Origin of the sequence: Pelagicoccus sp. SDUM812005, assembly GCF_031127875.1 — a bacterium.
GTDB lineage: Bacteria > Verrucomicrobiota > Verrucomicrobiia > Opitutales > Opitutaceae > Pelagicoccus.
This window is the reverse complement of the sequence record NZ_JARXIA010000005.1, coordinates 266,909-292,119: the sequence shown is the minus strand read 5'-3', so window position 1 is coordinate 292,119 and position 25,211 is coordinate 266,909. Positions and strand designations below refer to the sequence as shown.

Genomic DNA, 25,211 nt, shown 5'->3' with positions numbered 1-25,211 from the left:
AAATACTTTGTCGACCTGCACGGGAGCGCGGCGGAGGCGCTTTTCGAGCGGAGCCCGCTGGGGGACTTGAGCGTGCTCGACTTTTCGGGAGTCCGTTGGGTGGAGGAAACGTTTCGGCAAATGGTGATGTTCGGCGCGCGCGGGGGGGCGAAGGCGCAGCGGTCCTGTTGCTTGCTGGCCGAGCTGCTGCTTTTGCAGCTCGAGGATTCGAAAGAGGGTGAGGGAGGAAGCGGGGCTGGGGCTTACCAGAGCTATCGAAAGTGTCGGGACTTGCTGGAGAAGGCCTACGTCCGACTCAATTCGATGGCCGAGCTGGCGGAGGAGGTGAAGCTCGACCAGGCCTACATCTCGCGGCTTTTCGCCCGCTACGACGAGGAGGCTCCTTACAAGAAGCTCATGCGCTTGAAGATGAACCATGCGGCCCGTCTGCTGTTTCGGGAGAACGTTCTCGTCAAGAATGCGGCGGCCGCGGTGGGCTTCGAGGACGCGGCCCATTTTTCGCGGGTCTTCAAAAAGTGCTACGGCGTGTCGCCGTTGAATTTCGCGTCCTCGGTTGGCCGTTCGGCTGTTTCGTGACCGAGGTCGCTCAGGTCGTTAACCTTGGTATACTTGGGGTTTTGGTTTAGTGACCCGAAGAAGCTTTTTACTTTTGGTACAGAGCAAGTAGAGAAGCGTCCTAATGCGGGCTGGTAAGGGGGCTTACTAGGAAAATCCCCGTATTGAGCTGGGCTTTAATCTTAGGATAGGGGTGGTTTTCGGATCTTATAGGCGTGGTGTTCTTAAAGAATATGCGGTATTCTTTAATCCTACTCGAAGCGGAGAGATCGCTTATTAGGTAATCCGCTTTTTTTGACTACTCCATAGTTAGAGTTAACCCCTGTACCCTTTAAGTCATGTTACCCCAGAACGACACCATACCTGATGGTTGATTTGTTGTCCGTCGGCGTGCGTTGAATCTATGATTCACCCCTGATGGATGTGTTAGGAAGCCTTCGGCTTTTGATAGGCTTTTGATCTTCTTATAAGTGGCGGGACCTGTTGGAGCATCGATAGTGAACTGTCCTTATAATAGGTCGCTCCCGCGCTTTGTATTTGGTTTAAGTTAGACTCAGGAAGGCTGCGTTGATGGCACTGTTTGAGGCTATAGAGAATAGCTTGTTGATCCGTTTTAGCGGATTGTAGAAGGGGGCGTACTGTCGAGGGTACTTTTTTATAAGAGACGCATTGTGAGTCTCTAGGCCGGGTGAATGGAAGGATTATATAATTTTTAGAATTTGAACATAAGAGGCTTCTTGGTTCGGCGTAAAAGCAAAGCCATGTCGATTCGAGGTTTCTTTGTCTCAGAAAATACAACCTCAAACTATATGAAAAGATTCATACCTACTAGATATATATGTCCCCGCGGGGCGCCTCGGCGTGCCGCGTTTTTGGCAGCGACGGGCTGGGCGCTTTCTCAGAGTCTACTTCTGGCGCAGGATTCGCCGGCTACCGATGCTGAAGACGAAGTGTTCGAGCTCTCTCCGTTCGAAGTGGTTGCCGATACGACGGGTTACTTTCAAGCTAACTCCATGTCAGGCACCCGTCTGAATTCGAAGGTCGAAGACCTCGCCCAGTCGATCACTGTGATGACTACCGTGCAAATGGAGGACTTCGCGATGGTTGATATCAATGACGTGTTCGACCACATGGCGGGTACCGAAGGCACGAGTTCCTATTCCTTGTTCGAAACGGACCGTACGGGCGCTGTGGTCGACCAGGTGAGCCTGGATCCTAACAACGCGAATCGCGTACGCGGTATCGGCAATGCGAATATAGCGTTCAATAATATAGGCATGACGGGTCGCGTTCCCGTCGATAAGCTTTGGCTGGATTCGCTGGAGTTGAGCCGTGGTCCGAATGCCAATATATTCGGCTTGGGCAACGCTTCCGGTACGGTTAACCAAGTACCGGCTACCGCCAACCTGAACCACGAGTTCACAGCGGTGCAGATGCGCGTGGACAGCTACGATGGGCATCGGGCATCGATCGACGTCAATCGCTTGCTTTCCGAAGCCTTTGCGGTGCGTTTGAGTTTCGCCGACCAGCATACGGGATTCGTTCGCAAGCCGGCGGGCGAAGATGCGCGACGGCTTAGCCTGCAGGTGAAGGCTAAACCCTTCGAGAATACCACTATAGCAGCTTCCTGGTATCACTACGAAAACGAGTCGGTTCGTCCTAATTTCACCACGCCTCGCGACTATTATACGGATTGGGTAGAGGCTGGAATGCCGGGCTGGAACCCGATTACGGGCTTAGTTACTATGGCGAACGGTGACGTGTACGGTAAAGGCGATGTCCTCGGTTCGACCGAGCCTTACACGAGCCGTCCTTCTTACTTCAATGGTGAGGAGAGCCGCTCGACATTCCGGATTTCGCCCGAGATGGCGCCATACTGGACCACTAATCGATTTGCCAGCGGCGCTTTGGCGAGCACGGATCCTTATGCGGCTAGCACCACGGGGCTGGGTCTTTTCACTACCGGGCCTGCGGACACCTACACGGCTTCCCAGCAGCCTCTCTTCAACTCCCTGGCACGTCCGATCGAGGATAAGTCGATATACGATTGGGAAGAGGTGAACCTGATGGGCAATAGCAAGGCCTGGGACGATACCAATATCTACATGGCTCAAATCGACCAGATCCTCCTGAACAACCCCCGGCAGACTTTGGCTTTGCAAGGAACGTTCATGCGGGAGGACGTGAAGCGGCTCGAAAACCAGCCGATGGGGCGGGCCAGCGTGAACAGCAACGTTGGCCAGCTTCAGGTCGACGTGAACATGGTCAATTTGGACGGAACTCCGAACCCTTATTTTGGCCTGCCGTACCTGAGGAGCAGCGAGCCGTACCTGAGGGACCAGTCGCAACTTTGGGATACGGTTCGCGCCCAAGGCGTGTATCGCTTGAACTTTGCCGACGACGATGGCTGGACCAAGTGGCTGGGTACGCAGCAAGCGGTGGGCTACTACGAATACAAGGATCGCCAAAATCGCCACTTCGCGTACCGGCACTCCGCCTTGGCTTTGGATACGCCTTGGCAGCAAGCCTATGCCGCTTCCAACACCCTTTTAGGAAATCGCACGACTTCCAACACCGATTCCGAGTATAGCGTCGCTGGCAACTACTCGCGCTTGAACGAGCAGTACTACGTCGGCAGCACGCGCTTCGGCGGCATCGAGTACGCACCCGCCTATTTCCCGGAAGGGGACAGCCTAGCCTTCAATTGGGGGCCGAGAGGAGGCAGAATCTCCGACGTGAGCGCGGTAGGCTGGACTCCGAGCCCGGATGGAGGAGCGGGCAATGCGGCCTTGCAGAATGTGATCAAGACGACCGGTGTCGTTTTGCAGAGTACCTTACTCGACGGAAAGCTGATCGCGACTTTCGGCACCCGTGAGGACACAGTGTACGACCGCAATGCGCCTTTCGCCAAGCTGACTCCGGACCTGCGCGAGTACGACTTCGCCTTGAGCAATCGTTGGCACGAGGAGTGGCGCGAGGCGGGCGGCAAGAGCGAAAACCTTTCGATCGTGGCTCGCCCGTTCCGGGACCTCGACTTCCTCAAGTCGAAAGTCGACGGCGGCAGCGGCATCAGCAAATTCTTCGCCGAAGCAGTCAGCGGCATGAGCCTTACCTACAACGAAGCAGACAACTTCATCGCCAAGGGGCCCGCTTGGGACCTGGACCTCAACCCGTTGCCCAACCAAACCGGGACGACCACGGACAAGGGACTTTGGCTGAACATGATGGATGGCCGCCTCTCGGTTCGCTATGTTCACTACACCACCAAGCAGAACGATCTGCGCGACGGCGACATCAGCACCATGGCCCAACGCATCATGCGTATGGACGGGTTTGTAGCCAACGATAACCAGTCGCTCAGGCGCCTGTTGCGAAACCTTGAAGGCCGCGAAGGCGGAGACAGCGCGAACGACGTTCCAGAGGTGATGGCTCCGCTCATGCAAATGGACGTGGAGCTCTACAAGGGGCTGCAGGAGATCGCCGACGCGGGCACCTATGCGGCAGTCAACGACATGGTTTCCAAGGGCGACGAGTTGGAGATCAACTACAATCCGAACCGCCACTGGACGGTCAGCGCCTCGGTCACCAAGAACGAAGCGATCAACACCGCTGCCGGTCAAACCGTGGACGACTATATCGCCAAGCGCATGCCGGTTTGGACCACCTTCGAAGATCCTCGCTTCTACCACGAAACGGTAACGATCGATGGGGAGGAAGAGCTTCGCACCTTCTGGAAGCCAGTGGATCGGCTTTCGACTCCGGACGTGGACGAGAGCGCTGTCGCTCCGATCATGTTGGAAGGCGACTATTCCCATCTGCCTGAAGGTCCTGGAGGCAACTTGCTCTGGTGGTACATCTCGGGTACGGAGTTCAATGACGGCATTGGTCCTTACCACAATGACACCAACGCAGAGGCCCGCTTCATCTCCAACGTGGATTCGCCGCTCGCTGTATTCCGCGCTTTGGTAGGTCGTCCCCGTCCGCAGATCCGCAAGTACTCGGCCAAGTTCAACACGAAGTATAATCTGGCCGGTATCAGCGAAGATACCATCCTGAGAAATATGAGCGTGGGAGCTTCCGTGCGCTGGATCGACAAGGCCAACATCGGCTTCTACGGCATGGGCTACGATCCCGACAAGGATCTGTCGCTCCCCGAAAACAAGATCACCACGCTGGACACCTACCGGCCGATCTATTCGCCAGCCGAGACCTTCGTCGACCTTTTCGTGAGCTACAAGACCAAGCTCTTCGACGACAAGGTAAACGCGAGCTTCCAGATCAACGTGAAGAACGCGTTCGAAGATGGCGGCAGCCTGCAGGCGACCAATGCCTTCCTCGATGGAACGACGTCCGTCTACCGTATCATAGATCCGCGTCAGTTCATTCTCACCGCTTCCTTTGATATGTAGTCTAGCGTAGTATGATAAATGACAGGGCCGCCACTCCCAGAGTGGCGGTCTTGTTGTATCGGAATGTATGATACGTTGTGGATTTCAAGGCGGCGTATGCTTTACAACCCGTGATGCTTCGCCCTTAGGCTCGCATTTCCCTTCTGGTCGGGCCAAGATAACGTATTAGCTTCAGAGCGACAAAGCCCTATCGTTCCATGAAAATGAGATTCACCCCGTTTATACTCCTCCTCCTCGTATCGAATTGCGCCTTGAGCGGCGAAGCGCTGCGAGAGCAAGCGGTGGCTTCCTTGCAGCAAGGGGTCGCCTATTTTCGCACCCTGAATTCGCACGGAGGATACGTTTACCATGTGACGCCGGACTTGTCGCACCGCTGGGGCGAAGGGCCGAAGGATAAGGATACCATCGAAGTGCAGCCGCCGGGCACCCCAGCAGTGGGGCAGTCGTTTTTGCGGGCGTACCTGGCGACGGGCGACCAAGCTGCCTTGGCCGCCGCCCAGGATGCGGCGATGGCCTTGATCCGCGGGCAAAACAAGCACGGTGGCTGGGATCACACCATCAACTTCGCAGACTTGAGCAACGAGACGGTCAGTTTCGACGATAATCAAAGCCAGTCGGCAATCAGCTTTCTCTTGGCCTTGGACGCCGTGGTCGATGACGATACGCTTTCCCAAGCCACGCGGCGGGCGGTGGACATGATGATGGCCACCCAGTTGGACAATGGAGGCTGGCCGCACTTGTATCCAGAGCGAGGCAACTATCATGATTTCGCCACCTTCAACGATGGAGGCATTAACGACTGCGTGCGGGTCATGATCGAGGCCCGCAAGCATTATCCGGGCGATCCAGCGATCGAGAAAAGCTTGCGCCGCGCGGCTCGTTTTTTCGTGGTATCGCAATTGCCGCCGCCGCAGCCTGGCTGGGCTCAGCAGTACAACGAATACCTGCAGCCCGCGTGGGCGCGTACCTTCGAGCCCGCGTCGGTATGTCCCGCGGTGACGATCAAGAATGTGGATACGCTGATCGATTTGTACCTTTGCCTCGGCGACGAGACCTTGCTGGAGCCGATTCCCGATGCCTTGCGATGGTTAAGGGAGATACGTTTGGAAAATGGAAAATGGGCCCGCTTCGTCGAGATTGGCACTGGCAAGGCTCTTTATTACGACCGCGGTCGCAAGCGGGTGAACAGCGTCGCGGAGCTCCACCCGGAGCGTGCCACGGGCTATGCCTACGAAGTGAATATCGAGTCGGCCTTGGAAGCGGGCAGCGAGCGCTACCAGAAGGCGCTTGAGCTGGGGAGAGCTAGGTTGATGCAGCTGGAAGCGTCGCAATTGGACGCTGCCGCGGCAGCGCAGCGACTGGAGGTTTTGGCCCGAGCCGTGCGGGAAATTATTGCCGCGCAAGAACCCACGGGCGCTTGGATAACGCGTAAGGACCGCTTCAAGGCTACGCTGCCGAAAGGCCAGCGCTGGAATGGCGAATACGAGGAGATGGATCGAATTAGTAGCGCTGTCTTCAACCGAAACGTGGCCACGCTTTGCGAGTATATCGAGCTGAGCGAGCGCTAGGGCAGCGGTCGCACTCTCAATCTTTGGCGCTCAGAAAGGAGTTAGGAGCGAGGGCCTGGGGAGTAAAGCGAATGGTCCGAATGGCGCCTTTGAACCAATTGACTCGATTGATGCGGACGCCCAGAGACATGTGTCCTTCACGCTGGGCGGCGTAGTCGAGTTGTTCGCTGAGCTCGAGTTCCCCATCGACGTAGTGCTTGAACGTTTGTCCATCTACTACGATGGCTGCATGGTACCAGGCTCCTGTGGGGTGGAGGTGGTTCTGGGCGTAGTTGACCACCTTTTGTTCCCCGGACTTGATGAAGGTATCGAGGAACCAGCGATTGCCGTCGACGATTCGGGTTTCGAACATGACGCGGGAATCCGTCTCGTTTTCCTGCATGTGGAAGAAACGCTGTTCGGTGGGGCCGTCCGAGTAGGGGTTGAAGACAACTTCAACGGTGAAGCTTGACCACCCTTCGAGCGGATGCACGTCTAGGAAAAGGGCGTCGTCCACGCCGTCGAACTCGATGGCCTTGCCGCGTGGCGTATCGATGAGGCGAGGGCTTCCTTCCACTGCGAGCGGTTGACCTCCGAGCGATTCTAGATTGTCGAGACGCCAGACGGTGGATTCGGTTTGGGCTTGCAGGGGAAGGGCTGCGAGCGCGAACAGGCAGATCGTAGTTGAAAGGTGGATATGTTTTAAGGCCATATGTTATTCGACGTCGATGATTATGCGTTGGTAGCGGGTGAGGCGGGGGCTACCGTGGTCGGTGACGGCGAGGATGATGTGCATGGTGCCGGTGCCGGGAGGCATGACGCGGCTGGTTTTCACGGTGAGGTGGGCTTGGGCTTGGTCGAAGCCGACGATGTCGTGCTTGTCACCGCTGCGGGAGTTGGACATGCGACGGGTGCCGGGCTCTTCGTAGCAGAACCAATAGAAGGAGAGTGCGTCCCCATCGGGATCGCTGGAGGCGAGGGCGCTGAGATCCACGCGTTCGCCTTGCCTGGCTTTGAGGTAGGCAGGGTGGTCGAGTTTGACGATCGGAGGATGGTTGGCTTTGGCGTAGGGTTTGATGGTCCAGTCCATGCGGGCGGCGAAGTCGTTTTGGTAGGCTTCTCGCCAGCGCCAGATGGTGGCGTGATTGGTGGTATGCCATTCGCCGTCGTTGCCGAGGACTTCGTCTTGCACGTTGGTCCAGATGGGGCGGGTTTCCGGCTCGAGGAACCACTTCTCCGTGCGAGGCGTGTAGAGTTCGTAGCGTCCGCCCCAGCCGCCCCAGTCCGGGCGTTCCGGCACGCTTAGGCCGTTGTTGACGAGGTTGAGGAAGGAGGGGGTGTCGCCCTCCATCATGTATTCCCAATGTGGGTACTCGGCTCCGAGCGGACCCTTGGAACGGATGTTGCGCTCGAGCCACTCGTTGGAAACCAGCTGGAAGTCGGCTCCGCCGAAACGGCCGTGAAACTTGTCGCCGCCGATGGCGATCCAGGTGGCGTGGTGGAAGCCGCCGCCAGCGTTGACGCCGGGGGTGACGATGTAGAAGAGCTCGGGGAATTCTTTGCGTATCCAAGGGCCGCTGTTGTCTTGGTCGGAGATGGCGTAGACGCGGAGCTTGGAAACGAATTTGGCGAGCTCCTCCGGGCTGCGGGTAGCACGGACCTTGTACAAGGCTTGGGCGAGGACGTTGGGACCTCCCCAGACTGAGACCCAGAGCGGTCGGGGATCGTTGCTATCGGTGGCGGCGATGAGCAGCTCGGAGCCCGGGGAATCCTTGCCGTCGCCGACCGCTTCCATGTCGCCGAGCGGCAGGCTGGAAGCGATGCGGGAGCGAAGGTGGCTTTCCGTGGGGAAGCCTGGCTCGTGCAGCTCGAGGTTGTCGCGCACTTTGCCGTAGGCGGTGACAATGTCCTCGATATACTCAGGGTGGACGGGGCGGGTGCTGCCGCCGGGAGGCGTGGCGACGAGGCCTTCGATGTCGATATGGTTGGCGTAGGTCATGAGTCGCACCATGGACATGCGGTCGTCCGGATCGCCGCCGATATCGGTGAGGACGAACAAGCGCGGCTTCTCGCTCGCGGCAGCGAGCGAGGCGAGTCCTGCGAGTAGGATTAGTAATGGCTTTTTCAATACGAGATGTTTCATGGGCACTGTGGAAGGTGGGTGCGTTCGCTTGCTCCTTCTTTTTGGGATGCTTTTGAGGTTAGTCGTTCAGACTGAGCACGAGGATGGCGTCTTCCCATTTGGCGGGGGGAGCTAGGTCTCGGGATTCTCCTTTTTGGAATGTAACTATTTTTTGGATCTCGCCGTCGCGTGGGTAGAACCAGTGGGCCTGGGCGGCCCCGGCGAGGGTGTTGTTGATGCGGGTGTGGGTATTGTTGCCAAAGTAGACGAGGGCCAATTTCCCGTCTTTGGTGGAGACGGCGGCTTTCAGGTCTTCGCCGAGGCCGACGGCTCCTACTAGGCTGCCATCGGGTACCCATTCGAACCACTTGTGCTGGCGAAGAAACTCCTGCCCGATGATTGCGACTTGGCGCGCTCCGGGGAAGTCGAGGGCTTGTTGCCAGGTGTATCCACAATTATAATCTCCTTCGCTTCCGCGCATGGCCCAGATGGGCCCGGCTCCGTAGGTATGTCCGGCTCCGCCGGCGAAGAAGGTATGGTAGAACTGACGGCGCACACGCACGGGCGTTACCCAGCCGCATTCGTGGCGGTAGGTGCCGTACTCGTAGGAGCCTTCGAGGAAGAGGGAGGGTTTGATGGGGTTTGTCCGTTCGTATTCGTCGACCATGATACGGTGCACTTCGTCGACTTCCTTCCAAACTTCGACTCCGTTGGCGTCGAGCCAAGGGTCTTGGTGGAACCAAAGCGAAGAGTTATAGCGGGAGTCTCCATCTGGGTGATAGGTGAGAAAAAGCTCGTCCCACGCTGGATGCTTTTCGTTCCAAGCGGGGCTTTGGCCGGTGACCCCTTGGGCAAGGCCCTCGGCCATGGCGCGGTAGATGGCTCGGTTGTCGTAGTCGTGGTATTTCTGGTTCTTGTCGAATCCCTTGAGCATGGCTTTGGTATCGCCGCCGAGCACCCAAATGATGTTGGGCTCATCTTGGTAGCGATTCCCGAGGAAGGTGCCGTAGGCCTTGGCCTCCTCGACGTTGTATTCATTTTTCCCGGTCACTAGCTCGGCTGCCCAGCACGGGAGGAGGGCTAGGTACATGCCCCTTTTTCGCACGGCTTCGACAACGTAGTCGGCGTTGTCCCAATAGTCGTTGGGTTGGGTCGGGCTGCCGCCATTTACGACAAGCGGTTCGGCGGTGTTGGGCTCGCTTTCCGTGCCGGTGAAGGGGCTGTGGCCGTAGGCGTTGCGGGCGTTGTCGGGGCTTCGGTCGATGCCGCCGCCATGGGGCGACCAGTGGGCTACTGATTGGATAACCGTGAAGCCGAGGGCTTGGCGGTGGTCGAGGTAAAGGTCTACCTCCTCGCGGGTGAGCTGCTGGAACATGCCCCAGGCGGTGTCGCCGACCCAAAGAAAGGGAGTGCCGTCCTGATGTTGGATGTGGTGGGCGTTTTCCGCGATTTCTAGTTTTCCGTGCTCTTTCCAGTCCGCTGCGGACAGCAGCAGGAGGGGTGGCAGGCCGAGAAGTGAAAGCATGTTGTAGATGGTTCTTTTCATTTTTTTGGAAGGGATTGAGGCACTAGGGGAGAGATTATTCCACGGTCACGATGACGCGTTGGTAGCGAGTGAGCTGAGGCGTTCCGGAATCGGTAACCTCGCAGACGACGTGGATGGTGTTTCCCTTTTGGGCGTTGGCGGGAACCTTGAAGGAGGCGTTTCGTTTGTTTGCGTTGTTGATGTCGATGGAGCTTGCGTAGGTGTCGGCTTCGGCGTATTGCCACCAGTGATACGTAAGTTTGTCCCCATCGGGGTCGTTGGTGCCCTCGGCGTTGAGGGACAGCTTTTGTCCGGGGCGGGCGGTTAGATCGAGAGCATGGGCGAGTTTGACGACAGGCGGGTGGTTGGAGTCTTCGAAGGAGTTTACGCACCAGTCTGCTCTGGCTGCGAAATCGTTTTGTAGGGCGGCGGTCCATCTCCACATCGGTTTGAAATAGGCGTTCATGAGTTCGGGATCCTCGGGGTATCGATCGCGCATGTACATTCTGCCCCATGCCGAACCCGTGTACCAACGACCTTCGGGATATTCGTATCCAGATTCCGGTACAGGGTCGAGCCAAGTGTTGCCGCGCACGAGGGTGTAGCGACCGCCCCAACCTCCGTAGTCGGGAGATTCAAGACTGCGTAGGCCCGTAGGAATAGTGTGCAGGAAGGCTGGTGAATCGCCTTCCGAGCGGAAATCGCCAGGGGTAAAGTCATGGTCTCCCTTCAATCCGTAGCTGCCGGGCACGTGCGCCTGGTAGAGGGAGCAGAGGGCGCCGTGTCCTTCGAGAATATTAGCTTTCATCCAGTCCGCTCTCAAGTAGCGTTGTTCGCTCTCCGGAAGGATCTTATTCCATTGGTAGGCCACTGCCCAGAATTGGTCAGAGATGATGGTCGGGATATTGAACTGCCCCCAGCTGGGCAGGATGTAGCTTTGGTAGGTCTCGTCCTGTTCCCAGATAAAGTAGAAGCGTATCTTCTGCGCCACCTCGCTCATGCGCTCGGGGTGGTCCTCCTCGATGGTCTTGAGGGCGCGGGCAATGGTATTGGTGCCGCCCCAGGCTTGGAGCCAGATGGGACGTGGGTCTGACGTGTCCAGGAGGGCTTCGACGATGCGTTGCGAACCGGGAGTTATTTCATCCATCTCGCCTTCTGCCTTCACGTTGCCGAGCAGGGTGCGTTCTCTCAGGTATACAGGAGTTGGGTACTCTGGATCGTGTTTGACGAGATTCGGGTAGACCGCTTCGTAGGCGTCGAGATAGGGCAATGCCCAGTCGTCGCCGGCCCAGCGGTGGCCCTGCCAATGGTATTGCGAACTGGAAGTGATGATGCCCTCGACGTCCCATTCGTTGGTGTAGAGAAGGAAGCGGACGAGGGAGCATTCGTCGTCGACTTCCCCGTCGCTGGTGACGATGACGCGGGTTTTGGCTGGGTCGTAGCTTGGGTGCTTGCTGGATGCCGAATGGGCCGCGGCGCAGAGGAAGCTTGCGAAGCAAGAGAGCGAAAGGGGGATTAAGAGCTTTTTCATTCTGGGTGAGAGTTCTAGATAAGGCTGTTTAAATAGATTTCGAGTTGGGTGTATCCATCCGAGCCGACGTGGTTGCCGTCGCTTGGATCTTTCGGATCGAGCCCGTGGGCTGTTTCCCAGGCGTCGGGCATGCCGTCGGAGTCGGAATCTGCGGGGGCGGGGAGGCTTTGCAGTACGGGCCAAGCTCCGACATCGGTTTGGGAATCGATGATGCCGTGCATCTTGGAGCGGTCGGCGAGTTTGTGGTCGTTTTCGTAAGTGGGGCCTTTGTAGGTGGCGTATCCATTTTTCACTTCGTCGATGATGCGTAAGTCGACGGGGTCGCGGGTGGGGCGGGTGGCTCCGGCGGAGGCGAGTACGGATGCGTAGGCCGATCGCGCGGTTTGCTGTTTGATCGGCATTGCGGGCCACGGCTGTTCAAGCTTGAGGCCGGGAATGGCCGCGAGGTTGCTCGGGTTTGACTCTTGCACGCCTTTGATGGCGGTAAGGGAAGGAACCACGCCTTTCCAATTGTCATGGGTTACCTCCTCGCTGCCGACCATAACATTGTCGGCGATGTACCACTTGCCGTAGTCGCTATCGCCGTTGCGAGACCAGGGGGCTGCCAGCTGGTGGCTCACGATGCCGGGCTGGGTGGCGGGGCCTGGCTTGTAATAGTTGGCGACCATGTTGATGGTGGAGAAATTGAACTTTTCCGGATTCGAAACTTGGACGTTCTCGGCGCCGTAGGTCGAGGCGTAGCCCCAGTTGTAGACCACGTTGTTGCGGTAGTCGACGTTTCCGCTGCCCGAGGCAAAGCGAGGGCTGCGGTTGGAGTGGCTGGCGATCAGGTTGTGATGGTAGGTGCTGTAATTAGATCCCCAGATGCCTCCGTATCCGTGGTTCCCCTTTTGATGGTTGGACTCGTAGAGGCTTTCGGAGATGATGCACCACTGCACGGTTGTATTCTCTCCGTGGTAGATTGTCATGGTTTCGTCGATACTCCAGCTGGCGGAAACGTGATCCAAGATGAGGTTTTTGGTGTACCTGCTGGTGATCGCATCGGGAAAGTCTCCTGCCTCGTCGCCCAAGCGAACGCGGATGTAGCGAATGATCACTTCGTCCGCGTCGATGAGTAGTGGGTGACGCCTGAGCGTAATTCCGTCGCCGGGGGCGGTTTGTCCGGCGATGGTGAGGTATGGGTTGGTGATTCTCAGATCGCTTTCCAGGGTAATGGTACCTGATATTCTGAATACGACGGTACGGGGACCTTCGGCCTCGATGGCGGCCCGGAGGCTACCTTCGCCCGAATCGTTGAGGTTGGTCACGGCGAATACCTTCCCGCCTCGTCCGCCGACGGTGTACTTGCCGTAACCTTCAGCGGTTGGAAACGCGAGCTGCGTTCCTGGATTTCCGTGGCTTTGGGAAAAACTTAGGAAGGCGAGTAGGACGATGAATAAAGTTTTTGGATACATGGCGCTATTTTTTGGTTTCTGATTGTTTGCTGAACGCGAAGGTAAGTTATCGCGGGTGGGAGACGCTGGGAATACTGGGCGTCGGTTCGATTTCAAGAAACCAATCTCCCTCCAGCGAGACGGCGGTGGTGGAGTCCGCGCGGAAGATATTCTCTCGGGTATAGGCAGCTGCCTCGGCATCGGTGAGCTGGTGGGTCCAGGGTAGTCGTTCGCTGGGGTTGGAGCCGGGACCGGTGTTGCGGTATTCGGCGAAGAATGCGGTTTCGTGGTTGGAATTTTGGTTCCAGACGGACCAGCCTTCGGGCCTGATTTGTTCAGCGAGGTGGCAATCCAGGTAGGCGACGCGGGCTCCTTCTCTCCAAGGCCTCCCGAGTGAAGCGTTGGATACGGACTCTCCCGGATAGAGCTTGATATCGCAGTTCTTGAATACGTAGCCGAATTTGTTGACTGGCTTTCCGTCGACCAGCCGTTGGCTGTGGGCGGTGATGTGAGAGTCCTTGCGCAGGCGGATGGTACAATCTTCGAAAAGGGAAATTCCGTCTCCGTAGATAAAGTCGGTCGTGCCTTCTATGATGCACTCCTTGTTGTAGGAACGGCGGTTGCCGCCCACATAGTAGGTGTCTTGGTAACCGGTCATCCGGCAACGGTAGAAGATAGCCCGGTCTCCATCGACTCGAAGGGCTGCGGCCTGGCTGCCGCCGCGTCGGCTATCGATGGTGTTTTGGAAAGTGATATTCTCGGCGTAGAAGTCGTCGGCGTAAACTCTGGTACTCGCGTAGTCGCTGGTGATCCTGGCGTGGTCATGGTAGGAGAGGATCACGCTTTGGTAGGATTCGCCGACTAGCTTTAGCATGGTCTTGTCGGCGGGAATACGGATCTTTTCCTTGTAGGTTCCCGGCTTGATGAAGATGACGAATCGAGCGGTTCTGTTGCGAGGACATGCGTCTATGGCTTCTTGCACGCTTGCGAACTCTCCGCTGCCGTCGGCTGCGACGACGTAATGATCCCTTTCAGCTCGCCCGTCGGAGAGGGCGATAAAAATCAGCGAGAGTAGCGCAATAATGTGGTATTTGGATCGGATGATTTTGTGCGGTGTGGACAAAGCGTTTCTGGCAAGAGCGATATGCCTGATTGCGAAGCCAATAGTAGAACAGAGTAGGGCGGCTTGGGGGTTCATCTATTTGTCCTAATCGTATTGCTTGGAGGTGGTCCTGAGGAGGTGATTCTGCCGTGCTCCTCAAAGATCATCTGTGTAGTTGGGTTACGGTTACGGAAAGTCTATGCCGGTTTTAGGTCAGTGAGCTCGTCGATTCGAACGATTCGTTTTTCGTCGATGCTCTTTCGGGCGGCGATGCCGATGAGCACGCTCATCGCTCCTTGGCGAAGGCTTGCGGCTTGCCCGTAGTCGCGCTCCGGCTTTTTACCACGGAAGATTTGGTCTTTCATGATAGGGTCGCCGCCCCAATGGCCACTGCGGACATGGGGAAGTTTTCTCACTTCGCTTTTGCCCCAGTTCATGCTGGTGATGATTTCGTAGTATTTGTCGAGCGATGCCTCACGGCTTTGCGACATTTCCTTGGCGTGCAAGGCGGCTTGATCCTCTTGTTGCTGTTCCATCCAAGGAAGGCCCTCCCAGGTTTCGAAGCGCCCATCCATGCCGTTGAAGGCGATACGGAATCCCTCGAAAGGCGAGTAGGTGGTGAGCGAGTAGCTTACTTGTACGTTGTTGGCGTATTTTATCTGTACGGCCATTTTGTCGAAGATGTCGATCTCGTGGCGGAAAAGGCATTTGTCCCGGATGTAACCGTCGTATTTTTCATTGGATACATAGAGGTCGACGTTTCGTTGGCTTTCGGTGATGTCCCAGTAGAACTTACAGTTTTTCTTATGCGGACAGCTACGGCAGTTGTCGCCGCGAAAGGCGTTGGCGCTGCCATAGTGTTCCAGCCCGCCAAAGGCGCTTACCTCTACGGGTTCGGAATCGATAAACCAGTTGAGCAGGTCGAAATGATGGGCGGACTTGTGCAATAGCAGCGTTCCACCTTTTTCCCGCAAGCCGTGCCAGCGGCGAAAGTAGGAAGCTCCGTGGTATGTATTCAGATACCAATGGAAGTCGATCGAGGTCAGGCCTCCGATTTGTCGTTCGACCAGCATCTTCTTGAGCTCGGTGAATAGGTGGCCGTAGCGATAGTTCATAGCCACGATGACCTTGCCCTTGGAACGTCGCTCGGCTTCGAGGATCTGCTGGCACTTATCCTCGTCGGTCGTCATGGGCTTTTCGGTGACCACGGTCAGCCCTTTATCGAGTCCTTTCACAATGAATTCGTGATGCGTGGAATCGACGGTAGTCACGATCAAGATGTCCATGGGGACGGTCGCTAGCATTTCGTCGAAGTTGGTGAAGGTGGGACAATCGACTACCATGTAGCGTTTGGCGTAGGCGAGCCGGCCGGGATTGATGTCGGAGAGTGCTACGAACTCGAGCGCATCGCCGTAGTCTTCTAGCAGCGACTTGCCCCACATGGACGTGCCCCTTACCCCGGTGCCGACCATCGCGACGCGGAGCTTTCCTGTATTTGCGGATTGGGCACGCAAGCCGACGACGGAAGCGGCAAGGGCGGCGCTTGAAGTGGCGATAAAGCGGCGGCGATTGATGGGTGTTGGCTGTGGGATATTCATAGGATATTATCGGGGTCTTTGGTGGAGAACGGTGTCTAGTAACGAGAGACGGAACACTCGTTAGAGGATTGGTTGATTTAGGTAATTCTCAAGTTGGGTATATCGCTTAGTTCTTTGGAACGAGGTTATCGGGGCGGTATTTACAATAAGGCGACTCACTTGGGTGAAGGCGCGAAGCTAGCGAGCCATGCGTCGATGTCTTGAGTGGGGATTTCCAATTTGCGGTAGGTGGGTGCGTAATTGGGATAGCCTCCTACCTCGGACTGGCTATCAATGAGGCGTCCGGTTCCCTGGCGCACGCCGTCGACGATGCGTTGGTCGATGGGATCGCGGTCGAAGGGGCGGGCCCCTGCATTCCTCAATACGCTAGCCAATGTTTCTTCTGGTTCAGAAACCTTAAGTCCGTCGAGCCAGAGAATGGGATGAGGCCGAAGTCGAGCGGCCGGAACGTTGGGGCGCTTTTGTGATCCGTCTCGCATGACTTGCCAGTTCCCTTGCAGGTAAAAGCGTCCGATTTCGGGAAGTTGGCTGCCTGGACTATTTTCTAGGGAAGGGTGGTCGCTGGAATTTTCCAGTTCGGTGGGCGGGGCGCTTATGAAGGATAGGTTCTCTGGCGTATCCAAACCGTGGATCAAAACGTTCCCTAGGATGCTTAGCTCCGGTTCGGGTGGAGCCTGGCGACCTTCCCATTCTACGGGTCTCCAACCGGCGGTGATCGCGTGCTCGCCGGGGTTGAAGATTACCCTGTTGGCCACGACACCGCTGGATCCGATTTTGAAATAGGGATTCCGATCTACGTTGGAGGCGTAGAGGCAGCCGATGATAGCGACGCGTTGGATTCGGTCGTGAATGAGCGTGCCTTTGGAGTGGGGCCCTTTGGCGTGGGAAGCGTCATTTAGGCCTTCCGCGATGAGGCAGTTGCTAAAGGTGACGTCGGAACTGGTTGTTCCCTGTAGGCGAGGACCGGATACGGAGAGGTTTTCGTCAACCGCCCAGGTTGTGGAGCAGTGGTCGACCACGACGCGACGTGATGCTGAGACGGCGATGGCGTCAGTGTCCCAGCCACTGCCTTTGCTGCGACCGTTGTCGCCTGGGCGCACTGCAAGGTGCTGGATGAGAACGTCGTGAGTATTGGATACAGTCAGCCCGCCGCGAATCAGAGTGATCCCCGGGCTGGGCGCTGTTTGTCCGGCGATGGTGAGAAAGGGCGAATCGATTCGCAGGTTCTGGCCTTGGAGGTCGATGACCCCGCCTACTTCGAAAACGACGATGCGAGGTCCTTCCGCTGAGATCGCTGCTCGAAGGGAGCCCGCTCCTTTGCTTTCGAGGGTAGTAACTTTTATGATACGGCCACCGCTACCGACGGGGGTCGTAGTTCCGAAGCGGATCGTTCCCGAGAAAACAAGATTTTCAGCGCCCAAGGAGGCAGACCCGAGCAAGACAACAAGCCCCAATCGCAACGTGAGGATGGCGCTTTTTGATCTGTTGTATCCTAGATTCATTTCTTGTTTTGAAGATTCGTACTCATACAAGTTCCGCTAGTGCACCGGGTAAGAAGCGCGTTCGGAGGAGAATCTATCATGGGGCAAATTTAGAGGGATGGATTCGGGCAAAGGTATTAGCGGTGGCTGGGTTCGGTCGGAGCGGGTCGAGCGCAGCGTTGCATGCGTTCGGCGAAGTCGCGCATGAAGGCTTCGCGCCATTGGCTGACTGACTTGGCTCCGTGGTGGATGCCTTCGGCCATGGCAGGTGTGGGGTCGTCGGTCCACCAGTTGGGATAATGGGTAGAGGGCGCGAGAGAGACCTCGGGATCTGGCAGGTAGGCGGTGATAGCTCCCTGTTTGCCGTCGAGGGCGGGTACGTTGCTTAGTATTGTGTATGTGAATACTTTTGGGTCTCTAGGGCAGAAGCGGAAGCGCAGGTTGCCTTCGCCGTCCGGCGAGCCGATGAGCGATTGGTTGGTCACGATCATGCGGCCTTCTGGCGTTTCGGGAGCGTCTGGACCGAGCGGCAGGACTAGCTCGAGAATGCCGAATATTTCGAGGCGATCGTTGGCGGTCGTTAGCCGCTGGTAGCGAGCGAAGGGGCGGTCCCAAGCGCGGACGAAGCGGCCGCCCCAACCGGGAAGGCTCGGTTGGCTAGGGTCGCCGCGCAGGACCCAATTGACGGAAGGGGTGTCGCCCATTTTGATGACGCCGCCTAGGTGTTCGGAGAAGTAACTGCCGATGGCTCCGCGACCGGCCACGTGGTGTTTGACGAATTGGTTTTTGCCCCATTCGTCATCGGGGTCGCCGCCGGTGAAGTAGCCGCGATAGGTGGCGTTTGACTCGACGATGAAAAGCGTCGGGAAGTTGTCCGCAATATACTGATACGCGTCCGGCCCCCATTTTTTGTTGGGGCCGCCGATGTAGTAGACGCGCAGCTTGGGCAGGATGTCGGGCGCGTCGTGCAGGGCTTGGGCGACTTCCTCGATGGCTCCCCAGACGAGGATGTGGAGAGGTCGTGGGTCGTCGCGGCGGGCGCATTCAACGATCCACTCGGAGCCTTCGGTGGTTCCGCGCAAGCCCGAATAGGGTGCGGGGTGAATGCCGCCCTGTTTGGTGATGGAGCGGAGCGTGTCGGGAAAGGGATAGTCGGCGGACCAGCTGCGCAGGTTGGAGTAGTCTTTCTCGTAGGCGTCGATGACCTCTAGGATCTTGGTTTTCCCTTCGCGCTCGAAGGGGGAGGAGACGAGGCCCTCGATATCGAGTACGTCCCCGTAAAGGAGGACGTGAGCCATGGACTGGTAGTCGTCGGGATCGGTGCCGCCGATGTCGCTGGTGACGATGACGCGCCGCTTTGCGGAGTCGGCCAAGGCGGAGCAGGCGAAGACTGCGGTCATTGCCAGGCAAAGGATGCTCGGGAGCGTCGTCATGATCGTCGTTGGATTAGTCGCTAGCTAGTTCGTTGAGGTAGATTTCGAGCATGGTGTATCCACCTTTTCCTGTCTTGTTGCGGTCGGAGGGATCTTGGGGATCGAGGCCGTGCTTGCTTTCCCATGCGTCCGGCATGCCGTCATGGTCGCTGTCGGCGGGGGCGGGGAGGCTTTTCAATTCGGTCCAGCCACCGACGTCGTTTTGGGAATCGATGATGCCGACTGTCATGGATGGGTCGGCGACGGATTTTACAGTTTTGTAGATGCCTTCGTAGGTGGCGGTTCCGGTACGGGCTTCTTCGACGATTCGGGTGTCGATGGGATCCCGTTTTGGTAGAGTGGCTCCGGCGTATTGAAGAACGGATACGTATGCGTCAGCGGCGGATTGCTGATCGATCGGCATAGCGTCCCAAGGCTGGTCCAGCTTGATGTAGTTGTCTCCGCGTACGCCGCTCCAGTTTTCACGAGTTACAGAGGGGCTGCCTTCGATGACGTTGTCGGCCACGAACCAGTGTCCTTTGTCGTCGTCGCCGCGTTGGGATGGGTCGGCCAGTTCAGCCTTCTTGGCTGGGTCGGTCGCGGGGCCGGGCTTGTAATAGTTGGCGACCATGTTGATGTGGGAAGAGCTGAACTTTTCGTTCCCTTTTTGCTGGGCTTCCGCTCCGTAGGCGCTGCGGTATCCCCAGTTGTAGAGCACGTTGTTGCGGTAGTCGGTATAGCCAGAACCGGATGCGAAGCGCGGGTTGCGGCTGGAGTGGTGGGCGATGAGGTTGTGGTGGTAGCTGCTGTAGTTGGACCCCCAGATTCCTCCGAAGCCGTGCTTGGATTTAGCGTGGTTCGAATCGAACAGGCTTTCGGAAATGATGCACCACTGTACGGTGATGTTTTCGCAGTGGTAGATGGACATGGTTTCGTCGACGCTCCAGCTGGCGGATACATGGTCGAAGATGAGGTTCTTTACGTAGCGAGCGGAAATGGCGTCGGAGTCCTGTCCTGACTCGTCGCCGAAGCGGACGCGAATGTGGCGGATGATGACTTCGTCGGCTCCAATGGTTAGGGGGTAACCTTTGACGCAGATACCGTCGCCGGGGGCGGTTTGGCCAGCGATAGTGATGTAGGGGTTCTTGATGCCGAGGTTGCTCTTTAGTTCTATGTTTCCAGAGATTCTGAATACAACGGTTCTGGGCCCTTCGGCTTCGACAGCGTCGCGCAGGCTTCCGGGGCCGGAGTCGTTGAGGTTGGTAACTTCGTAGACTTTTCCACCACGTCCGCCAACGGTGTATTTGCCGTAGCCTTCTGCGGTGGGGAAGGCGAGCTGCTGGGAGACGCCGGAGCAGGCGAAAAGGGTGGCGACGCTGAAGAGCGCGGCGATGGTTAGCTTGTTTTTCATTTCAGATTTGAGTTACGTTGGGGGGAGGGAGCTAGCCGCTATTGAATTGTGAATACAAACCGTTGGTAGCTGACTAGGGGCGGTGACCCGACATCGCTGACCTCTAGAATGATGTGGACTTGCTTGCCGGGTTCGTGGGGAGCAGTGAAACGGGCATCAGTCAGCGATTCGCTGCTTTCGATGAGGACAGAGGTTTCTGCGGAGTCGGCTTCGGTGTATTGCCACCAGCGATACGTGAGGGAGTCTCCGTCAGGATCGGTGGCGGTGGCAGCGAGGCTTACGCTTTGGCCGGGTTTGACGGTTTGGTCGATTGAGCCCTTTACGGCGATGACGGGAGCGTGGTTAGCGTTTGCGAAGTCTTCGACGCACCAGTCGGCCCGGGCGGCGAAATCGTTTTGCATGGCCGCGCTCCAACGCCACATGGGCTTGAAGTATTCGCGGCGCTGTTCGGGCGTAGAGGTGGATCCGGGGCGGAGGCTGCTGCGTCCCCAGCCGTTGCTGCCGTACCAGCGACCTTCTGGATAGGTGTATCCGGGATCGGGGACGGGGTCGAGCCAGGTGTTTTCGCGAACGCGAAGGTAGCGTCCCCCCCAGCCGCCCCAGTCAGGCGATTCTATGCTGCGCAGGCCATTGACGATGGTGTGGAGGAAGGCAGGCGAGTCGCCTTCGGAGCGGAAGTCGCCGTCCGCGAAGCCTTCTTTGTCGCCGGTGTGGGCGGCGTAGAGAGCACAGAGCGGACCGTGGTCCTCGAGAATGTTTTGCTTCATCCAGCTGCCTTCGAAGTAGGGCTGCAAATGGGGCGGTTGCACTTGTTTCCACCGGTAGGCAATGGCTTCGAATTGGTCGGAGATGATGGTGGGGATTTCGAATTTACCCCAGTGAGGCCGAATGTAGTCCTGGTAGGTGCGGTCCTGTTCCCAGATGAAGAAGAAGCGGCATTTGGCGGCGACCTCCGCCATGCGGTGCGGATGGTCTTCCTCGATGCTTTTGAGGGCGCGGGCGATGGTATTAGTGCCTCCCCAAGCTTGTATCCAGATAGGGCGGCTGTCGGTCTCGTCGAGAAGGGCCTCGGCGATGAGCTGGGACCCGGCGGTGACTTCCTCCATTTCGCCTTCGGCTTTCACGTTTCCCAGCACGGTGCGTTCTCTAAGGTATTCAGGAGATGGGTACCCGGAGTCGTGCTTGAGAAGGTTTGGGTAGACTTCCGCGTAGGCGGCTAGATTTGGCTCGATCCAGTCGTCGCCCGCCCATCGGTGGCCTTGCCAGTGGTATTGGGAGCTGGAGGTTACGATTCCTTCGACGTCCCACTCGTTGGTGTAGAGCAGGAAGCGGATCATGGAGCATTGGTCGTCGATCTCGCCGTCGCTGGAAACGATGATGCGCGGTCGATCTGCTGAGGGGGCAGCCCATAGCTGCAGGTGTAGGGAAAGGGAAACGAGAAAAAGGGTGGCGAAGAAGAGCCGTGGCGATCTGCGTCGGTTGGGGTCCATCGTTAGCGTGTGGGGTAAGTTGTTTAAACTTGGAAGTGGGATGCCGGGCGTGTTTCGGTCTCGGGCTTTGGTGGGGCAGGATGTACTCTACACTTTGTTTTCCGATTGGTCTTCCTTTTGATCGATGGTTTCTGACGCGATTCTAAGTTTTTTAGGAGACCTTAGAGTGGCTCTGATTTTTCCCGGCCTCTAAAGGTCTTAATGGCTACGAATCTTTCCGGACGCGGATGCGTTAGGACTGCTCTGCGGGACAAGGAAGGAGGCGGCGCGGTGGACTAATAAATATCGCAATAGGATATAAAACGCTTGTGGGCTTGGGATAGGTCGTTCACGTTTTGCGGCTTTTCGCTGGTTGGCTAAGGCTGCGGTGATCCTGCTTCTGATTGGCTTGTTCGTGAACAACCTGTCGCGTAGCCCCAAGCGTCACTACCCGGTTTATTGGCTTTGAAGGAGGGGATCTTTTTTGGCTGCGGCTCGCTGGTTGACCTGCTTTGGCGGGCGATCGTAGGATGGCGCGATGATGGGAATGGAAGCGAATGGCGAAGGGCGTGGCGATGAGGTTTGCTGCGAGCGCTGTGGGGTGGCCATGAGCGAGCGGGAACGAGCGAACGGGTGGACGGTTTGCGATAGCTGCTATGCGATCCGGGGATCGTGCTGCCCGGAGTTCGGACCGGACGATTTGACGGGATGCGAAGGGAACGAGGGAGCGGATCGGCCGTGAGAAAGGGGGATTCGCTCTGGACTCATGTTTTGCTGGTCGGCGGGCTGCTCTTGATCGGGATGAACCTGCGGCCGGCGATCACGGGCATCGCGCCTTTGGTCGATCGGATGATCGACGACGGAGTGGAAGTGGGGACGATCGGGATGCAAACGACCTTGCCCTTGATGTTGTTTGGACTGGCCAGCGTCTTGGTCGGAGTGGTGGGAAACTGGATCGGCTTCGCTCGGGCCTTGGCATTGGGATTGTTGCTTCTGGCGACGGGCTGTTTCGCGCGTTCGTGGGGATTGGCGGAGGAGGGGGTAGCGGCGGCTCGCTGGGGCGGGCCGTTGCTGGTCGGCCTGGGAATCGCCTTTGGCAATGTGCTTTTGCCGGCGGTGGTGAAGAGCCGCTATCCGAGCCGCTTGGGATTGATGACGAGCTTGTATTCGACGGCGATGAACGTGGGGGCCGCCTTGGGCTTCGCTTTGGCGGTGCCGTTGGCGGATGCGCTCGCCGGCGGCTGGAACGCGTCGCTGGGCTTCTGGGGCGTGGCAGCCTTGAGCCCGTTGCTCTTTTGGATTCCGCAGATTGCCCGCCGGCCTGCTTCTCGGAAATCGGGCAATCCGTTCAATCCCTTCGTTCGCTTGGCGAAGGATCCGCGGGCTTGGCAGGTGACGACGCTGATGGGGTTGCAGTCGCTCTTGTTCTATTCGAGCGTGGCTTGGTTGCCGGTGATGTTGCAGGAACGCGGAATGGGGGAGGCAGCTTCTTATGGGTGGCCGACGGTGATGCAGCTCTTCGGTTGCGCGGCGAGCCTGACGCTGCCGACGTGGGCGGGCAGGCTGCGATCCCAAGCGTTTTGGGCCTCGGCTTGCGGGGTGCTAACGGGGGCGAGCATCTGCGGAATCCTATGGCTGCCGCTGGGTCTGGTGGGAGCGGCTACGGTCGGGATGGGGATCGGCTTGAACGGCGGTTTCGGTATGGCCTTGCTCTTGATCGCGATGCGGAGCAAGGACGCGAGCGAGGCGGGCTACCTCTCGGCGATGGCCCAGACCTTCGGCTACGTGATCGCGGCTCCGTTCCCATGGTTCGTGGGCTGGCTGAGCGACGCGAGCGGTAGCTGGTACGTGGCCTACGGTTTTCTATTTCTCCCGGCGGTGGGCGTGTCGGTTGCGGGAGCCCTTGCCGGTAGGGCGGGGCAACTTAGGTGAAGGCCGTGGAAGGGTATCCGGAAATGGGATACGGATAGGTTTTGTGAAAAGAGGAGGCGGTTTCGCCTACTTGTTTCCTTTTCGGGAGGCTTCGTTGAGGAGCTCGATGAGGTGGGGGCCGGCTAGGCGAAGTTCGTCGTGGTGGACGCGGATGAGTTTGTCGAGAATGCTCAGGCCCTTCTCGGTCAGTCGGATTTGCATGACGCGGCGATCTTCGGCGAAGGCTTCTTTAAGCGCAAGGCCGGCGGATTCCATGCGGCGGACTAGTCCACCAGCGGAGTGGTGCTCGATCTGCATCTTCTCGGCGAGTTCGCCGACGGTTACCCAATCGCGACCCGGAAAGCCGTGGATGGAGAGCATGGCTTGGTATTGCTGGGGGGTGACGCCGTGCTCGATCGCGGCGTTTTCGCTGAAGCCCAGAAACTTCCGCAGGCGGTAGCGAAATTCCGAAAGGAGTTCGTAGTCTTCTTTTTTCAGTTTGGTCGGTCGCCTGCTCTTCGCCATCTCTCGCTTATTGCTAGTGGCGGGGCGGCGATTGTCTAAACCAAAGTTAGTAGCGAGCCTGCGCCCGGAAGGAACGCCCAGGGATGGCGGCAAGAAAAAGGCTAGCCGGTCCTCGATGGGATGTTCCGGCTAGCCTTGCGTTTGCTGCAGGTCCGCTCGAGGCGGAGAGTGTCGGGCTATTGCTGCGATACGGAAATATTGTTTTGGATTTCCATGTCGGTTTCGTTGCGGGCCACCTTTTCGGCGATGCGCTTGCTGCTTTCCGAGTCTACGTTTCCGCTGAGCACGATGCTTCCGTCCGTTTCCTCAATGGTGAGGTTTTCGAGGCCGGCTTGCTTTTCGATATCCTTGAAGGCGGAGCGCACGGCTTCCACGTCGCTGACGAAGGTTTGCTTGGCGCTGTACAAGGTCTGGGATGCGGCGGGCTCGTCCTTGGCGAGCGCGACGACGTCCTGCTTGTCCGCGGAGATGAAGTATTGTTTTTCGCTGTGGTCGAAGGAGATTCTCTTAGCGGGAACGGCTACGATATCGTCGCCGATGCCGAGCAGTCCTCCCACGGAGATGTAGACCATCGTTTCTTTGGCTGGGGCTTTGGCGTCCGCGAGGGAGTCGCTCGCTGGCAAATCGCTCAGCGAGGAGGCGCCGTTCTCTTCGGGCCAAGCCGACTGGATGTAGGCGAGCTCCGGTAGTGAGACGTCGGATACGCTGCCGATGGTTTCACCTTTGATGTCTTTGATCTCCTTGCCGATGAGGTCTTGAGCGGTGAAGCTCTTTTGCAGCTGGTCTTTGCTGACTCGCTGCATGCCTTGGGCATCTGCTTGCTGCAGGCTAGGCGAGCTGGTGTCCAAATCGGATGTTTGCTTGCTGTATCCACTTATTGGAAGCGCGATCAATGCTAAGGAGAGCGCGGGGACAAGGTATCGTTTATTCATAGTATGTATTTTCTGAGGGTTGGGTTGCGGGGCTTTGTTTTATTGGGTGGGCCCCAGTCGACTCAGCTAATTGCTTGAGCTGCGCCAAACCGTTCGTTGCGAGGCGAGGATCGGATTTCCAAGGAGGCGACCATAGGAAATGTATCGAGTTAACCACTACGTAAGGTGGTGGCTGGCTTGCAAAATGCCTGATGGCATTGCAAGAAAACGGAGGGTCGGGGCGGCAGGAGCGAGCAGGCTACGCTGCT

At 57.7% G+C, this 25,211-nt stretch carries 17 protein-coding genes; 4 read left to right on the top strand and 13 right to left on the bottom strand.

The genetic code is table 11. The features are described 5' to 3' along the window. The 3 genes from QEH57_RS08645 to QEH57_RS08635 form a co-directional block, all read left to right on the top strand. The coding region (locus tag QEH57_RS08645; RefSeq protein ID WP_309006318.1) for a helix-turn-helix transcriptional regulator at positions 1–576 on the top strand (576 nt) is incomplete at its 5' end. 992 nt (positions 577–1,568) lie between these two features. Then, positions 1,569–4,964, top strand: a complete 3,396-nt coding sequence (locus QEH57_RS08640; protein ID WP_309006317.1) for a hypothetical protein — start codon at positions 1,569–1,571, stop codon at positions 4,962–4,964. Between the two features lie 197 nt (positions 4,965–5,161). Then, positions 5,162–6,532: a pectate lyase gene (locus QEH57_RS08635; protein WP_309006316.1), complete on the top strand. Its 1,371-nt coding sequence runs from the start codon at positions 5,162–5,164 to the stop codon at positions 6,530–6,532. Positions 6,533–6,548: 16 nt separating this feature from the next. On the opposite strand, the gene QEH57_RS08630 is transcribed toward QEH57_RS08635, so the two are convergent. The 11 genes from QEH57_RS08630 to QEH57_RS08580 form a co-directional block, all read right to left on the bottom strand. Then, positions 6,549–7,223 carry a LamG-like jellyroll fold domain-containing protein gene (locus QEH57_RS08630; RefSeq protein WP_309006315.1) on the bottom strand — a complete coding sequence of 225 codons (675 nt, stop codon included), beginning with the start codon at positions 7,221–7,223 and terminating at the stop codon, positions 6,549–6,551. A gap of 3 nt (positions 7,224–7,226) precedes the next feature. Continuing rightward, a complete protein-coding gene (locus tag QEH57_RS08625) occupies positions 7,227–8,654 on the bottom strand; it encodes a DUF1593 domain-containing protein (RefSeq protein WP_309006314.1) in 1,428 nt (475 codons plus the stop codon). Between the two features lie 58 nt (positions 8,655–8,712). Next, complete coding sequence (locus QEH57_RS08620; protein ID WP_309006313.1) at positions 8,713–10,179, bottom strand: DUF4038 domain-containing protein; 1,467 nt, start codon at positions 10,177–10,179, stop codon at positions 8,713–8,715. Between the two features lie 34 nt (positions 10,180–10,213). Further along, positions 10,214–11,689, bottom strand: a complete 1,476-nt coding sequence (locus QEH57_RS08615) for a nucleoside hydrolase-like domain-containing protein (protein WP_309006312.1) — start codon at positions 11,687–11,689, stop codon at positions 10,214–10,216. 14 nt (positions 11,690–11,703) lie between these two features. Further along, the gene (locus tag QEH57_RS08610; RefSeq protein WP_309006311.1) at positions 11,704–13,143 is read right to left on the bottom strand and encodes a hypothetical protein; all 1,440 of its coding nucleotides are present in this window, start codon (positions 13,141–13,143) and stop codon (positions 11,704–11,706) included. A 46-nt stretch (positions 13,144–13,189) separates the two neighbouring features. Further along, positions 13,190–14,245, bottom strand: coding sequence for a pectinesterase family protein (locus tag QEH57_RS08605; protein WP_309006310.1), 1,056 nt, complete (start codon positions 14,243–14,245; stop codon positions 13,190–13,192). A 176-nt stretch (positions 14,246–14,421) separates the two neighbouring features. Beyond that, the gene (locus tag QEH57_RS08600) at positions 14,422–15,822 is read right to left on the bottom strand and encodes a Gfo/Idh/MocA family oxidoreductase (RefSeq protein WP_309006309.1); all 1,401 of its coding nucleotides are present in this window, start codon (positions 15,820–15,822) and stop codon (positions 14,422–14,424) included. A 155-nt stretch (positions 15,823–15,977) separates the two neighbouring features. Further along, a complete protein-coding gene (locus QEH57_RS08595) occupies positions 15,978–17,324 on the bottom strand; it encodes a hypothetical protein (RefSeq protein ID WP_309006308.1) in 1,347 nt (448 codons plus the stop codon). Between the two features lie 116 nt (positions 17,325–17,440). Beyond that, the gene (locus tag QEH57_RS08590; RefSeq protein WP_309006307.1) at positions 17,441–18,736 is read right to left on the bottom strand and encodes a DUF1593 domain-containing protein; all 1,296 of its coding nucleotides are present in this window, start codon (positions 18,734–18,736) and stop codon (positions 17,441–17,443) included. 13 nt (positions 18,737–18,749) lie between these two features. Beyond that, positions 18,750–20,126, bottom strand: a complete 1,377-nt coding sequence (locus QEH57_RS08585) for a hypothetical protein (protein WP_309006306.1) — start codon at positions 20,124–20,126, stop codon at positions 18,750–18,752. Between the two features lie 38 nt (positions 20,127–20,164). Beyond that, entirely contained in the window at positions 20,165–21,616 is a 1,452-nt protein-coding gene (locus QEH57_RS08580) for a nucleoside hydrolase-like domain-containing protein (RefSeq protein ID WP_309006305.1), read from the bottom strand. A gap of 717 nt (positions 21,617–22,333) precedes the next feature. Here QEH57_RS08580 and QEH57_RS08575 point away from each other — a divergent pair. Further along, the gene (locus QEH57_RS08575; RefSeq protein ID WP_309006304.1) at positions 22,334–23,527 is read left to right on the top strand and encodes an MFS transporter; all 1,194 of its coding nucleotides are present in this window, start codon (positions 22,334–22,336) and stop codon (positions 23,525–23,527) included. Between the two features lie 66 nt (positions 23,528–23,593). On the opposite strand, the gene QEH57_RS08570 is transcribed toward QEH57_RS08575, so the two are convergent. Next, a complete protein-coding gene (locus QEH57_RS08570) occupies positions 23,594–24,031 on the bottom strand; it encodes a MarR family transcriptional regulator (protein ID WP_309006303.1) in 438 nt (145 codons plus the stop codon). Between the two features lie 176 nt (positions 24,032–24,207). Then, positions 24,208–24,963, bottom strand: a complete 756-nt coding sequence (locus tag QEH57_RS08565) for a BON domain-containing protein (RefSeq protein WP_309006302.1) — start codon at positions 24,961–24,963, stop codon at positions 24,208–24,210. Positions 24,964–25,211 lie beyond the last annotated feature (248 nt).

Coding starts and splice junctions, on each gene's coding strand:
- QEH57_RS08640 (WP_309006317.1), top strand. CDS start 1,569: ATGTCAGGCACCCGTCTGAATTCGAAGGTCGAAGACCTCGCCCAGTCG.
- QEH57_RS08635 (WP_309006316.1), top strand. CDS start 5,162: ATGAAAATGAGATTCACCCCGTTTATACTCCTCCTCCTCGTATCGAAT.
- QEH57_RS08630 (WP_309006315.1), bottom strand. CDS start 7,223: ATGGCCTTAAAACATATCCACCTTTCAACTACGATCTGCCTGTTCGCG.
- QEH57_RS08625 (WP_309006314.1), bottom strand. CDS start 8,654: ATGAAACATCTCGTATTGAAAAAGCCATTACTAATCCTACTCGCAGGA.
- QEH57_RS08620 (WP_309006313.1), bottom strand. CDS start 10,179: ATGAAAAGAACCATCTACAACATGCTTTCACTTCTCGGCCTGCCACCC.
- QEH57_RS08615 (WP_309006312.1), bottom strand. CDS start 11,689: ATGAAAAAGCTCTTAATCCCCCTTTCGCTCTCTTGCTTCGCAAGCTTC.
- QEH57_RS08610 (WP_309006311.1), bottom strand. CDS start 13,143: ATGTATCCAAAAACTTTATTCATCGTCCTACTCGCCTTCCTAAGTTTT.
- QEH57_RS08600 (WP_309006309.1), bottom strand. CDS start 15,822: ATGAATATCCCACAGCCAACACCCATCAATCGCCGCCGCTTTATCGCC.
- QEH57_RS08595 (WP_309006308.1), bottom strand. CDS start 17,324: ATGAATCTAGGATACAACAGATCAAAAAGCGCCATCCTCACGTTGCGA.
- QEH57_RS08590 (WP_309006307.1), bottom strand. CDS start 18,736: ATGACGACGCTCCCGAGCATCCTTTGCCTGGCAATGACCGCAGTCTTC.
- QEH57_RS08585 (WP_309006306.1), bottom strand. CDS start 20,126: ATGAAAAACAAGCTAACCATCGCCGCGCTCTTCAGCGTCGCCACCCTT.
- QEH57_RS08580 (WP_309006305.1), bottom strand. CDS start 21,616: ATGGACCCCAACCGACGCAGATCGCCACGGCTCTTCTTCGCCACCCTT.
- QEH57_RS08570 (WP_309006303.1), bottom strand. CDS start 24,031: ATGGCGAAGAGCAGGCGACCGACCAAACTGAAAAAAGAAGACTACGAA.
- QEH57_RS08565 (WP_309006302.1), bottom strand. CDS start 24,963: ATGAATAAACGATACCTTGTCCCCGCGCTCTCCTTAGCATTGATCGCG.